Raw genomic sequence first — 12,611 nt, forward strand, 5'->3', positions numbered from 1 at the left:
GCGGCTTCGCGCCGCCACGGTCGAGCGGGGAGGGGCGGGGCCTCCGGTGACGACGGTCAGCGGCGCTCGAACGGGGCGCGGCGCCGGATCTTTTTCAGGACACGATGGCCCGGCGCGGGGCGATCGGCGTCAACAAGGAGCGGATCATGAACCAAGAGGTCATGAACCTTTTCAACCAGCAGGCCACGCCGGTCAGCTTCGATCAGATCAAGATTTCGATCTCGTCGCCGGAGAAGATTCTCTCCTGGTCGTACGGTGAGATCAAGAAGCCCGAAACCATCAACTACCGGACCTTTAAGCCCGAGCGGGACGGCCTGTTCTGCGCGCGCATCTTCGGGCCGATCAAGGACTACGAGTGCTTGTGCGGCAAGTACAAGCGCATGAAGTACAAGGGCGTCATCTGTGAGAAGTGCGGCGTCGAGGTCACCCTCGCGCGCGTCCGGCGCGACCGCATGGGCCATATCGAGCTGGCCGCGCCGGTCGCGCATATCTGGTTCCTGAAGTCGCTCCCGAGCCGCATCGGCCTGCTGCTCGACATGGCGCTCAAGGACCTCGAGCGCATCCTGTACTTCGAGTCCTACTGCGTCATCGAGCCGGGCCTCACCCCCCTGAAGGAGCGTCAGCTTCTCTCGGAGGAGGAGTACCTGCGCGCGCAGGAGGAGTATGGCGAGGACAGCTTCACCGCCATGATCGGCGCCGAGGCCATCCGGCGCATCCTCCAGGAGCTCGACCTCGACAAGATCGCCAACGATCTGCGCGAAGAAATCGCCGTCACCACCTCCGAGCTGAAGCCGAAGAAGCTTCTGAAGCGCCTCAAGATCATCGAGGCGTTCCAGATGTCCGGCAACAAGCCGGAGTGGATGATTCTCACCGTCGTCCCGGTGATCCCGCCGGACCTGCGCCCGCTGGTCCCGCTGGATGGCGGCCGCTTCGCGACCTCCGACCTGAACGACCTCTATCGTCGCGTCATCAACCGCAATAACCGCCTGAAGCGGCTGATCGAGCTGCGCGCGCCCGACATCATCATCCGCAACGAGAAGCGGATGCTGCAGGAGGCCGTCGACGCGCTGTTCGACAACGGCCGCCGCGGCCGCGTGATCACGGGTGCCAACAAGCGCCCGCTGAAGTCGCTCGCCGACATGCTGAAGGGCAAGCAGGGCCGGTTCCGCCAGAACCTGCTCGGCAAGCGCGTCGACTATTCCGGCCGTTCGGTCATCGTGGTCGGCCCCGAGCTGAAGCTGCACCAGTGCGGCCTGCCGAAGAAGATGGCGCTCGAGCTGTTCAAGCCGTTCATCTACGCGCGGCTGGACGCCAAGGGCTTCTCGGCCACCGTCAAGCAGGCGAAGAAGCTCGTCGAGAAGGAGAAGCCGGAGGTCTGGGACATCCTCGATGAGGTGATCCGCGAGCACCCGGTGATGCTGAACCGCGCGCCGACGCTCCACCGCCTCGGCATCCAGGCCTTCGAGCCGAAGCTGATCGAGGGCAAGGCGATCCAGCTGCACCCGCTGGTCTGCGCCGCGTTCAACGCCGACTTCGACGGCGACCAGATGGCCGTGCACGTCCCGCTGTCGCTCGAGGCGCAGCTGGAAGCGCGCGTCCTCATGATGTCGACCAACAACATCCTGCACCCGGCCAACGGTCAGCCGATCATCGTGCCGTCGCAGGATATCGTGCTCGGCCTCTACTACCTGTCGATCGTGGCCGAGGGTTCGAAGGGCGCGTTCAATCCGGACAACCCGAAGAACCCGATGCAGGGCGTCTTCGGTGACATGGGCGAGCTGGAGCACGCGCTCGCGGCCAAGACCGTGTCGCTGCACACCAAGATCAAGTGGCGCTGGACCGGTATCGGTCCGGACGGTGAGCCGCTGACCAAGACCTACGACACCACGCCCGGCCGGGTGATCCTGTCCGGCGCGCTGCCGAAGCACGCCAAGGTTCCCTTCGACGTCGTCAACAAGCTGATGACCAAGAAGGAGATCTCGGCGATGATCGACACCGTCTACCGCCACTGCGGTCAGAAGGAGTCGGTGATCTTCTGTGACCGGATCATGGGTCTCGGCTTCAACCACGCGTTCAAGGCCGGCATCTCGTTCGGCAAGGACGACATGGTCGTGCCGGACAACAAGTGGTCGATCGTCGACACCACCCGGACCCTCGTGAAGGACTACGAGCAGCAGTACAACGACGGCCTGATCACCCAGGGCGAGAAGTACAACAAGGTCGTCGACGCCTGGGCGAAGTGCTCGGACAAGCTGGCCGCCGAGATGATGAACCGCATCTCGAGCGTCCAGAAGGACGAGAACGGCGCCGACAAGCAGGTCAACTCGATCTACATGATGAGCCACTCGGGTGCCCGTGGCTCGCCCGCCCAGATGAAGCAGCTCGCCGCCATGCGCGGCCTGATGGCCAAGCCCTCGGGCGAGATCATCGAGACGCCGATCATCTCGAACTTCAAGGAAGGTCTGGACGTGCTGGAGTACTTCAACTCCACGCACGGTGCCCGTAAGGGCCTCGCCGACACCGCCCTGAAGACCGCCAACTCCGGCTACCTGACCCGCCGCCTCGTCGACGTGGCCCAGGACGCGGTGATCCGCGAGGTCGATTGCGGCACGACCAACGGCATCAAGATGCGTGCCATCGTGGATGCCGGCCAGGTCGTGGCGACGTTGGCGACCCGCATTCTCGGTCGTGCCACGGCTGAGGATCTGGTGGCGGCCGACGGCACGGTGATCGTCAAGACCGGCGAGACCATCGAGGAGCGGCATCTGCCGGCCATCCAGGCGGCCGGCATCCAGGAGGTGAAGATCCGCTCCGTGCTGGTCTGCGCCACCAAGAGCGGCGTCTGCGCCACCTGCTACGGGCGCGATCTGGCCCGTGGCACGCCCGTCAACATGGGCGAGGCGGTCGGCGTCATCGCGGCGCAGTCGATCGGTGAGCCGGGTACGCAGCTCACGATGCGCACCTTCCACATCGGTGGTGCGGCCCAGATCGCCGACTCGTCGTTCATCGAGTCGAGCTTCGAGGGCACGATCAAGATCCGCAACCGGGCCATCGCCAAGAACTCGGACGGGGACCTGATCGCCACCGGCCGTAACGTGGCGGTCGTGATCGTCGGGTCGGACGGCGTCGAGCGGGCGGTCCACCGCCTGCAATACGGCGCCAAGCTCCGGGTCGACGAGGGCGACAAGATCAAGCGCGGCCAGCGGATCGCCGAGTGGGACCCCTACACCCGTCCGATCCTCACCGAGGTCGACGGCATCGTGGCCTACGAGGACTTGGTCGATGGTCAGTCCATGACCGAGACCACCGACGAATCGACCGGCATCGCCAAGCGCGTCGTCGTCGATTGGCGCGGTTCGGCCCGGACCTCGGATCTGAAGCCCGCGATGGTCGTGGTCGACAGGGACGGCAAGGCGCTCAAGCTGCCGCGCGGCTCGGACGCCCGCTACTTCCTGCCGGTCGACGCCATCATCGGCTTCGATCCCGGTGCGAAGGTCAATGCCGGCGACATCCTGGCCCGCGTCTCGACCGACTCGGCCAAGACCCGCGACATCACCGGCGGTCTGCCGCGGGTGGCGGAGCTGTTCGAGGCCCGGCGCCCGAAGGACGCGGCGATCATCGCCGAGAAGTCGGGCACCATCGCGTTCGGCCGTGACTACAAGAACAAGCGTCGGCTCACGCTGACGCCGCATGACGGCTCCGAGGCGGTGGAGTACTTGATCCCGAAGGGCAAGCACATCCACCTGCAGGACGGCGACGTGGTGGAACTCGGCGACTACATCGTCGACGGAAACCCGGCGCCGCACGACATCCTGGCGATCAAGGGCGTGGAGGAACTCGCGGCCTACCTCGTCAACGAGATCCAGGAGGTCTACCGGCTCCAGGGCGTGTCGATCAACGACAAGCACATTGAGGTCATCGTCCGGCAGATGCTGCAGAAGGTCGAAGTCACCGACGGTGGCGATTCGGACATCCTCGCGGGTGACCAGATCGATCGCACGGAGCTGACCGAGTACAACGAGAAGCTGCTTGCCGAGGGCAAGAAGCCGATCCAGGGCGTGCCGGTTCTGCTCGGCATCACCAAGGCGTCCTTGCAGACGAAGTCGTTCATCTCGGCGGCCTCGTTCCAGGAGACGACCCGGGTGCTCACCGAGGCGGCGGTCAACGGCAAGGTCGACCATCTGGAAGGCCTCAAGGAGAACGTCATCGTCGGCTCGCTCATCCCGGCGGGCACGGGGTCGATGGTGGCCGACATCCGCGCCGTGGCGCGCCGTCGCGACGCGATGATCCTGCAGCAGAAGCAGGCCGGCAGCGCCGCGGATCCGATCGAGGAGCTGCCCCCCGCCGCCGAGTGATCGGATCGGGAGCGACAGACGCATGAGGGGCGGCCGAGAGGCCGCCCTTTCTTTTTGCCGACTCCGGTCAGCCGGCGACGAAGACCAGCACGGCGGCCTTGCGTCCGCCGAGCCGGCGCAGCCGATGAGGCAGGCCGGCCTCGTAGGTGGCGCAATCGCCCGTCCTCAGCGCGATGAGCCGGTCCGCGACCGCCAGCTCGACCGCGCCCTCCAGCACGTAGGCGATCTCCTGGCCGCCATGGCTCGGCCGATCCTGGGTGAGGAACGCGTCACCCGGCTCGACGATGTAGAGCGCCCCAGCCCGGCCGGCGGCCCCGGGCACGAGGGCCTGCACCCCGTAGGCCGGGTCCTGCACCACGGCCCGGTCTTCCCGCCGCACCACGACCAAGTCGGCGGCGCCGGCCGATTCCCCGAACAGCTCGGCCATCTGAGCGCCCAGCGCTTGCGCGATCGCCTCCAGGGTCCCGACCGAGGGCGCTTTCTCGCCGCGCTCGATCCGGGACAGGTGTCCCTTGTGGATGCCGGCAGCCGCCGCCAACGCTTCGAGGGTCAGGCCGCGGCGGTGGCGGAAGGCGCGGATGCGGCCGGCAAGGATCGACATGGCGCCACCATGCCGCTTGCCCGTTGGACGGGCAACCGTTATGCCCTTGGGCAACAGGTTGTCCGAGTCGGGGCGTCCTTGGACGCGCCTGGCCGATCGCGAGCCGGTCCGGTCTATGCGCGAAGCCGTCGTCATCCGCCACGTGGCGTTCGAGGATCTCGCCGCCTTCGCGGACCCGATCGAGCAAGCCGGCTACACGATCCGCTACCGGGACGCCGGGATTGATGATCTGACGCCGGAAGAGGCGTCGCGCGTTGACCTCCTCGTGTGGTGCTCGGCGGCCCGGTCGGCGCCGACCAGGACGACCTCTACCCGTTCCTGAGCGGCGAGCGCGAAGCCCTGCGGACCCGGCTCGCCGCAGGAGCGCCGACCCTGGGGATCTGTCTCGACGCCCAGCTCATGGCCGCCGCCCTCGGCGCCCGGGTCGCCCCCGGTCTGGGCAAGGAAATAGGCTGGGCGCCGGTGGCGCTGACCGACCGCGGCCGGGCCGGGCCGTTGCGGCATCTCGAAGGCGTGCCGGTCCTGCATTGGCACGGCGACGCCTTCGATCTCCCGCCCGGCGCCGAGCGCCTGGCCGCGACGCCGCTCTGCCCGAACCAGGCCTTCGCGCTCGGCCGCCACGGGTTGGGCTTCCAGTTCCACCCGGAGGCGGACGGGCAGGGTTTCGAGCGCTGGCTGATCGGCCATGCGGTCGAGATCGCGGCGATGCCGGGCGTGTCAGTGCCGGCTTTGCGCGACGATGCGCGCCGTCTCGGTCCGGGCGCTGCCGAGGCGGCCCGGCGCTGCCTCGGCGAATGGCTGGGCGGCCTGGCATGACCGAGACCGTCACGGACGTTGCGATCGACGCGGTGCTGGTCGGGCCAGCCGCGCCGCTGGGCACGACGGGCGTCCGTAGCGGCATCGCCAAGACGCCCCGGGCCCACCCAGCCGCGGTCGGCCTCAATGGGCTCGACGGCGACGAGCAGGCGGATCGGCGCTATCACGGCGGCCCCGAGAAGGCCGTGCACCATTACGCGTTCGATCATTACGCCGGCTGGCGGCGGGACCTGCCGGAGACCGAGCCGTCGCTCCTCGCGCGGCCCGGAGCCTTCGGCGAGAACCTGTCGAGCTCTGGCCTGACCGAACACGACATCTGCGTCGGCGACCTGTGGCGCGTCGGCTCGGCTCTGCTCCAAGTCAGCCAGGCTCGGCAGCCCTGCTGGAAGCTCAATCATCGGTTCGGAGCCCCCGACATGGCCCGCCGGGTCCAGACCAGCGGGCGGACGGGCTGGTACTACCGCGTCGTCGAGCCGGGGATGATCGCGGCGGGTGATCGCCTATGCCTGATCGAACGGCCCCACCCGGCCTGGCCGCTCGCGCGGCTTCTGCGGGCCTTCTACGTGGACCGGCTGGATCGGGACGCCCTCGCGGGTATCGCCGATCTCGACGCGCTGTCGCCGTCCTGGCGGGCGCTGGCGCGGCGGCGTCTCGAACGCGGCGTTGTCGAGGATTGGACGCCCCGCTTGGAGTCGCCCGGCGGCTGAGAATGGCGCAGGCAACTCCTCCGTCTCCTTTCGGACGTGTCCCCGCGGCCCTGCTTAACCTGACCTCAACCATACCGGCCGATAAATCCCGGACCGCACCGGAACCGCCGTGATCGGCGCGCAGGATCGCGGATGGGGCTGATCGGAACGGGTCTGTAGCCGTGCGTGCGAGACGAGGACGACGGGAATCGAGCCTGCGCTGGCTCTCGGCCGCCTTCACGCCCTGGCTGGCGGGGCTGGGCTTGCTGGTTTCGTTCACGGCCGACGCCGGGACCGAGAACGCCATCGGGTCGAGCCGGCTCGGGGCGATCGACGCCTTCACGGTGCCGGCCCTGCCGCCCGGCACGGCGCTGATCGGATCCGCCCTGCGCCGCAGCGCCGACGAGCCGCTTCAGGCGGTGCTCAAGACCGGCGCGCACGTCTTCCCGGTGGTGCAGCGGGACGGCAAAGGTGATCCGTTCCAGCCGCCGGCCGCGAGCTTCGCCCGCCGCGCCGCTGCCCTGCGCGAGACCGGCGCCGCCCTGGTGTTCGGCGACGTCACCGGCAGCGTCAGCGGCGTGCTGAGCGCCGGTTCGGCGGTCTGGGATCCCGAGGCCGAGCCCGAGGCCGGCTTCGTGCCGGTGCCCGATCTCGGCCTGACCACGGGCTCCGGCAGCGCCGCCTCCACGGGTGAGGGCAGCGCTGACCTGACCGAGGACGGCGAGACTGAGCGCCGCTACGATGGCTCGACCCCGCCCGTGCCCCGGGCCGTGGCCCTGTCTTCGACCACGCCGGCGCCGGCCGACGCGATCCCGATCGAGGTGGCAGCCGCGAGCCTGGCGCTCCCCGATTTCGCGATCCGCTCCGATCGCCCGGAGATTCTGCAGTCGGTTCCGGAGGATGCCCGCCGGCGCTACGCCGACCTGATCGATCCGGACTCCCTCGACAAGGAGCAGCGCTGCCTGTCGGAGGCGGTCTATTTCGAGGCCCGCAGCGAGTCCGAAGCGGGCCGGGCCGCCGTGGCCCAGGTGGTGCTCAACCGGGTGAAGAGCGGCCTCTATCCGAGCAGCGTCTGCGGCGTCGTCTACCAGAACCGGCACCATTACATGGGCTGCCAGTTCTCCTTCGCCTGCGAGGGCAAGTCCCTGCGCATCACCGATGCCGGCGCCTGGGAATCGGCGACCCGGATCGCTCGCTCGGTGATCGAGGGCCGGACCTACCTGGCCGAGGTCGGCGCCGCCACCCACTACCACGCCGACTACGTGCGGCCGGGCTGGGCGCGCCGCCTGCGTAAGATGGATGTCATCGGGCGGCACATTTTTTACCAGCTCAAGCCTGGGCAGACCTGAGCGGCCCGCATCGACAAGGGCTTGTCCTGCATTTGCGCCCGTTTGCATTCGTGGGCTTTGGCCCACATACTATGGGCGAGAGCCCGCGGGGGGCCACCCGCGGACCCTCTTGTTGGGTAGCCAGCCAGCTACGTGTTACGCGAGCCCGAGCGTGATGGTCACAGACCATTCACCGCTCGGGTTCCTCGTAACGGTGATCCGCAAGAGCGGAATCATCAGCACATCGCTCACCCCCTTCCCGTCTGCCTACTCGAACGACAGCGGTCGGCTAATCCGCCGTAAGCGCCGGTGGCCCGGTGCCTTCGTGACGGGAGGGTTGCGCCCAACGGCGCTACGGTAGCGGGCGCGTTTGCACGTGTCACTTGTCCAAAGCCGGCAGCCGATATCGAACCCATGTTGTCACGCTGCCGCGGCGGACGGCCGCTCGGTCATCGTGCGCCGGCCGATCCGATCGATTGTGGAATGTTATCCGCGGCATCGGCTCGGAAACCGGATTTGGGTCGATGCTGTCGGTCGTTGGCTTCACATCATCTTGTCCCGAGAATCGGTGGTCGCGTTCCTGGGTCGTTGCTCTAAGTATTCAGTAACTACGCAGTCGGGATCGAGGGTTAATTTTACCTTCATTTCGAACTCTACTTGCGAGTCGGGCAACGACTCTGGTCTGTAGTGCGTCGAGACGAGCGCCGCCTTTGCGCAGCATCTCGCCCGTACCGCGTACCAGAGGACTTCCATGACCGCGCCGGTCGCACGCTCCACCCTTCTCGCCGCCGTCTTCGGCGGCCTGCTGTTCGCCGCCCCCGCGCAGGCCGGCGGCTGCTACGGCTCCGAATGCTACCGCCACGTCACGACGCCGCCGGTCTACGACACCGTGCAGGAGAACGTACTGGTGCGTCCGCCACGCACGGTCTACCGCACCACGCCGCCGGTCTACGACACGGTGTCCGAGCGCGTGATGGTCTCGCCCGGCGGCCGCTTCTGGCAGACAAGCCGCGGTCCCGGCGGCGAGCTGATCGGCTGCTGGGTCACCACGCCGCCGCGCTTCGCATTGCGCACCCGGACCGTGCTGGTGCGGGCCGCCCAGTCGATCCCCGAGACGATCCCGCCGGAATACGCCACCGTCTCCCGGCGCGTCCAAGTGGCCCCGGCCCGGGCCGGCTGGGTGCCGATCGCCGGTGGCTACGGGGGCGGCTACCGCGCCGCGTCCTATGGCGGCCCGCTGGTCGGCTCGATCCCGGACGCCGTGGGCATCACCGGCGCCAGCTCGGCGGATGTCGGTGTCGGCCTCGGCTTCTCCACAGGCAGCCTCTACGACGGCTACTGATCCCGGCCGACTTGATTCCGGACGTCCCGGCGACACCTCTCCACAAAGACATGGGAGGCGGCGATGGGGACGTTCAAGGCCTGGGTGGTCGACAAGGGCGAGGCCGGGCAGAGCCTGGCCTTCCGGGATTTCGACGAATCCGACCTGATGGACGGCGACGTCACCGTCCGGGTGACGCACTCGACCCTGAACTACAAGGACGGGCTCGCGCTCACTGGCACCTCGCCGGTGGTGCGCCGCTTCCCGATGATCCCCGGCATCGATTTCTCCGGGATCGTCGAGACCTCGGACCATCCCGAATACAAGCCCGGCGATCCCGTCGTCCTCACCGGCTGGGGCGTCGGCGAGACGCATCTCGGCGCTTATGCTGAGCGCGCCCGGGTCAAGGGCGACTGGCTGGTGCCGCTGCCCCAGGGGCTCACGCCCGAGCAGGCCATGGCGATCGGCACCGCGGGCTATACCGCGATGCTGTGCCGAATCGCCCTCGACGCCCATGGGGTGACCCCGGAGCAGGGGCCCGTGATCGTCACCGGCGCCTCGGGCGGCGTCGGCTCGGTGGCGGTGGCTTTGCTGGCGCGCGCCGGCTGGCACGTGATCGCCTCCACGGGCCGGGACGGCGAAGCCGATTACCTCAAGGGCCTCGGCGCCGCCGAGATCCTCGACCGGGCGGAGTTGTCCAAGCCCGGCAAGCCGCTTGGCAAGGAGCGCTGGGCGGCCGGCGTCGATGCGGTCGGCTCGACGACCCTGGCCAACGTGCTGGCCCAGACCCGGGCCGACGGCGCGGTCGCCGCCTGCGGGCTGGCCCAGGGCATGGACCTGCCGACCTCCGTGGCGCCGTTCATCCTGCGCGGCGTCTCCCTGCTCGGGATCAACAGCGTCACCACCCCGCAGCCCAAGCGCCGCGAGGCCTGGGCGCGCCTCGCCCGGGAACTCGACCTCGACAAGCTCGCCAGCATGACGAGCCGGGTCCGCCTGGAGGAGGTCGGCCGCCTCGGCGAGGAGATCCTGGCCGGCCGGATCCGCGGCCGGACCGTGGTGGAGGTGGGCTAAATACCTCTCCGGGCCTGGAGCAGGTAGCTCAACGGCAGCAGCCGGCCGGCGGCGAGGGGGTCGTCGGTCGTCTTGCTGATGTTGTCCGGAAATTCCTGAAACCGCTCGATCGCGAGGCCTGCGCCGATCAGGCTCTCGATCACCCGGCTCAGGGGATGCACGTACCAGTAATGCGCGCCCACCGGCGGCGCCGGACCGTCCCCGTACACGATGGCGTTCTCGCCCACGAAGGGCGTATCGCGGAAATAGGAGTGCCGGACGAGGAGCGGCGGCTCCTGCTTCGGTTCGAACAGGTTCGCGATCGGGTGCTCCTCGTGGATGAGGATCCGGCCGCCGGGCCGGAGCAGGCGCGCGGGAACCGCCATGAACCGGGCGAGGTCGGGCATCCAGCCGAGCACGCCGATCGTGATCACCACGAGGTCGAAGCGGCCGTCATACTGCGCGTCGATCGCGTGCACGTCGCCGGCAACGAACTGGCAGGCGCGGCCGGCGATCCGGGCGAGCTCCCGGGCCTGATCCAGGAAGGCTTCAGACTGGTCGAACCCGATGGCCGCCCGGGCACCGAGATTTATCAGGGACACGGTCTCCCGGCCGTTGTTGCAGCACAGCTGCGCCACGGTCTTGCCCCCCAAGCCGATTGCCAGCAGGGCCGCCTGCATCGGTGGGTCGAACCAGGAGAAATCCGGGTTATTGGCGAAGTTATCCGTTAGTCGATCCCACGACGGGTCGCCGCGGTGAAGTGGGGCGGAGGCATCCCAGGCCTTGCGGTTGGCCGCGATGGCATCGTCGAAGGATGGGGATGGCATCGGCTGCTCCGTGAAATCCTGAAAAACTCTTGCTCTTTGCACGATCACGGTGCGATGCGGAACGTGGAAGCTTGAATTTTGCTTGTGAAGCTGCGCTGAATGGCTTCGGTAAAACGCCGCCGTGCCGGCCTGGAGTGAGGCCTTCCGAGGCCGACTGGAACCGTTGCCGTTCCGGCCGCATTGCTTCTTTTATGAGTGTCGCATTCGTCAAAGAACCTGAAGGCGGGGAAGCCTTCGAGAACCTGCCCGATCGCCCGATCTCGCCGCACGCGAACTTCGTCACCCCGGAAGGGCTGGCGCAGATCGAGGCCGAGGTCGCTCGTCTGGAACGGGAACTCTCTACCCTGGACCACGCCGACAAGGCGGAGGATTCCCGGATTGGGCGGGACCTGCGCTACTGGCTGGCGCGCAAGAACACCGCGCAGGTGGTGGAGCCGTTGAGCGGCGACACGGTGCATTTCGGGTCCACCGTCACGATCCTGCGCGAGGACGAGTCCAGCAAGGAAACCCGGCAGACCTTCCGCATCGTTGGTGAGGACGAGGCCGATCCCCACAAGGGCACGATCTCCTACGTGGCGCCGTTGGCTCGGGCGCTCACTGGTAAAAGCGTCGGCGACGTGGTCGAGGTCAACGGCAACGAGGTCGAGATCGTCGAGATCCGCGCCTGAACCGGCTATCGGCCTTCGAAGCGCGGCCGCAGGGGCAGGATCGCCTCGGCGAGATGGTTCATGAAGGCCCGGACCCGCCCGGCATGGCGAAGGTCGGGATGGGTGAGCATCCAGAGGTCGGCGCCGATTTCCGGGTCCGGATCGGAAAGCCGGCGCAAGGTCGGATCGGCATCGCCCTCGAAGCAGGGCAGCGGGCCGATCCCGATACCCGCCGCCACCGCGGCGGTCAGCCCCGTCACCGTGTTGATCCGTAGCTTGATCCGCTCGGCCGGCGCCTGCGCTTCGATGAAGGGCGCGAACAGGCCAGCCGCCACGGCCGAGCCCGGGACGACCCAATCCTCGGTTGCGAGATCGCCGTAGATCCGGTCGGCCCGCCCGTAGACCGCCCAGGCGAGTCCGGTCAGGCGTCGCCCAACCAGAGTCTCGCTCGGTTTCCGGCTCGCGCGGATCACCACGTCGGCGTCCCGGCGTGACAGGTTCAGGGCCTGCTCGGCCAGAATCAGGTCGAGGCGGATCTGCGGATAGCGCGCACAGAACGTCGCCAGGATCGGCATGAGAAGCCCGGTCGCGACATTCACCGGGGCGGTCACGCGCAACTCGCCCGCGAGCGTTTGCCCTTGGCCGGCGACCGTCCGGGCAAATCCGGTCACGTCGGTCTCGATCCGGGCGGCGGCTTCGATCATCGCCAGGCCGGCCGGGGTCGGCACGTAGCCGGTGCGCAGACGCTCGAACAGGCGCATCTCGAGCTGCGCCTCGATCGATTCGAGGCGCCGGAACGCGGTCGAATGGTTGATCCCGAGCTGCGCCGCAGCCGCGGTCAGGCCGCCCCATTCAGCCACCGTCTTCACGAAACGGAACTCGTCCCAATCGAGCAAAGCGCTGGCTTTCTTGCATGACTGCAAGCCCATTCTTGCGCGCGAGGGCATTTTTGCAAGGCGCGAAACGCGCGATGGAGACGC

The 12,611-nt window shown here is 68.2% G+C and carries 11 protein-coding genes; 8 read left to right on the top strand and 3 right to left on the bottom strand.

Going from position 1 to position 12,611, the window contains the following annotated elements; all coding sequences use genetic code 11:
- Positions 1–146: 146 nt before the first annotated feature.
- A complete protein-coding gene (gene rpoC / locus BM228_RS00175) occupies positions 147–4,355 on the top strand; it encodes a DNA-directed RNA polymerase subunit beta' (RefSeq protein ID WP_092036689.1) in 4,209 nt (1,402 codons plus the stop codon).
- Positions 4,356–4,422: 67 nt separating this feature from the next.
- Here rpoC and BM228_RS00180 read toward each other — a convergent pair whose 3' ends face one another.
- On the bottom strand, positions 4,423–4,956 hold the full coding sequence (locus BM228_RS00180; RefSeq protein WP_167367622.1) for a helix-turn-helix domain-containing protein: 534 nt from the start codon (positions 4,954–4,956) through the stop codon (positions 4,423–4,425).
- 115 nt (positions 4,957–5,071) lie between these two features.
- On the opposite strand from BM228_RS00180, the gene BM228_RS35225 reads away from it, so the two are divergent.
- From BM228_RS35225 to acuI, 6 genes are all read left to right on the top strand, one after another.
- Positions 5,072–5,278 carry a type 1 glutamine amidotransferase family protein gene (locus BM228_RS35225; protein ID WP_244536970.1) on the top strand — a complete coding sequence of 69 codons (207 nt, stop codon included), beginning with the start codon at positions 5,072–5,074 and terminating at the stop codon, positions 5,276–5,278.
- Positions 5,224–5,772 carry a glutamine amidotransferase-related protein gene (locus BM228_RS00185; protein WP_244536971.1) on the top strand — a complete coding sequence of 183 codons (549 nt, stop codon included), beginning with the start codon at positions 5,224–5,226 and terminating at the stop codon, positions 5,770–5,772. Before BM228_RS35225 ends, BM228_RS00185 begins: the two co-directional genes overlap by 55 nt.
- Positions 5,769–6,479: an MOSC domain-containing protein gene (locus BM228_RS00190; RefSeq protein WP_092036060.1), complete on the top strand. Its 711-nt coding sequence runs from the start codon at positions 5,769–5,771 to the stop codon at positions 6,477–6,479. Before BM228_RS00185 ends, BM228_RS00190 begins: the two co-directional genes overlap by 4 nt.
- Before the next feature lie 227 nt (positions 6,480–6,706).
- The gene (locus BM228_RS00195; protein ID WP_092036691.1) at positions 6,707–7,807 is read left to right on the top strand and encodes a cell wall hydrolase; all 1,101 of its coding nucleotides are present in this window, start codon (positions 6,707–6,709) and stop codon (positions 7,805–7,807) included.
- A gap of 730 nt (positions 7,808–8,537) precedes the next feature.
- Complete coding sequence (locus BM228_RS00200; protein ID WP_092036062.1) at positions 8,538–9,128, top strand: hypothetical protein; 591 nt, start codon at positions 8,538–8,540, stop codon at positions 9,126–9,128.
- A gap of 63 nt (positions 9,129–9,191) precedes the next feature.
- Positions 9,192–10,178 (top strand): acrylyl-CoA reductase (NADPH), encoded by a 987-nt coding sequence (gene acuI, locus BM228_RS00205; RefSeq protein WP_092036064.1) that lies wholly within the window; start codon positions 9,192–9,194, stop codon positions 10,176–10,178.
- Here the strand turns inward: acuI and BM228_RS00210 are convergent.
- Positions 10,175–10,984 (bottom strand): class I SAM-dependent methyltransferase, encoded by an 810-nt coding sequence (locus BM228_RS00210; RefSeq protein ID WP_092036066.1) that lies wholly within the window; start codon positions 10,982–10,984, stop codon positions 10,175–10,177. The genes acuI and BM228_RS00210 overlap by 4 nt on opposite strands.
- A gap of 191 nt (positions 10,985–11,175) precedes the next feature.
- Between BM228_RS00210 and greA the strand changes: the two genes are divergently transcribed.
- Positions 11,176–11,652, top strand: coding sequence for a transcription elongation factor GreA (gene greA / locus BM228_RS00215; protein WP_092036069.1), 477 nt, complete (start codon positions 11,176–11,178; stop codon positions 11,650–11,652).
- A 5-nt stretch (positions 11,653–11,657) separates the two neighbouring features.
- Here the strand turns inward: greA and BM228_RS00220 are convergent, their stop codons facing one another.
- Positions 11,658–12,578 carry a LysR family transcriptional regulator gene (locus BM228_RS00220; RefSeq protein ID WP_092036071.1) on the bottom strand — a complete coding sequence of 307 codons (921 nt, stop codon included), beginning with the start codon at positions 12,576–12,578 and terminating at the stop codon, positions 11,658–11,660.
- Positions 12,579–12,611 lie beyond the last annotated feature (33 nt).

The sequence above is a fragment of the Methylobacterium pseudosasicola genome (assembly GCF_900114535.1).
Lineage (GTDB): Bacteria > Pseudomonadota > Alphaproteobacteria > Rhizobiales > Beijerinckiaceae > Methylobacterium > Methylobacterium pseudosasicola.

Coding starts and splice junctions, on each gene's coding strand:
- rpoC (WP_092036689.1), top strand. CDS start 147: ATGAACCAAGAGGTCATGAACCTTTTCAACCAGCAGGCCACGCCGGTC.
- BM228_RS00180 (WP_167367622.1), bottom strand. CDS start 4,956: ATGTCGATCCTTGCCGGCCGCATCCGCGCCTTCCGCCACCGCCGCGGC.
- BM228_RS35225 (WP_244536970.1), top strand. CDS start 5,072: ATGCGCGAAGCCGTCGTCATCCGCCACGTGGCGTTCGAGGATCTCGCC.
- BM228_RS00190 (WP_092036060.1), top strand. CDS start 5,769: ATGACCGAGACCGTCACGGACGTTGCGATCGACGCGGTGCTGGTCGGG.
- BM228_RS00200 (WP_092036062.1), top strand. CDS start 8,538: ATGACCGCGCCGGTCGCACGCTCCACCCTTCTCGCCGCCGTCTTCGGC.
- acuI (WP_092036064.1), top strand. CDS start 9,192: ATGGGGACGTTCAAGGCCTGGGTGGTCGACAAGGGCGAGGCCGGGCAG.
- BM228_RS00210 (WP_092036066.1), bottom strand. CDS start 10,984: ATGCCATCCCCATCCTTCGACGATGCCATCGCGGCCAACCGCAAGGCC.
- greA (WP_092036069.1), top strand. CDS start 11,176: ATGAGTGTCGCATTCGTCAAAGAACCTGAAGGCGGGGAAGCCTTCGAG.
- BM228_RS00220 (WP_092036071.1), bottom strand. CDS start 12,578: ATGCCCTCGCGCGCAAGAATGGGCTTGCAGTCATGCAAGAAAGCCAGC.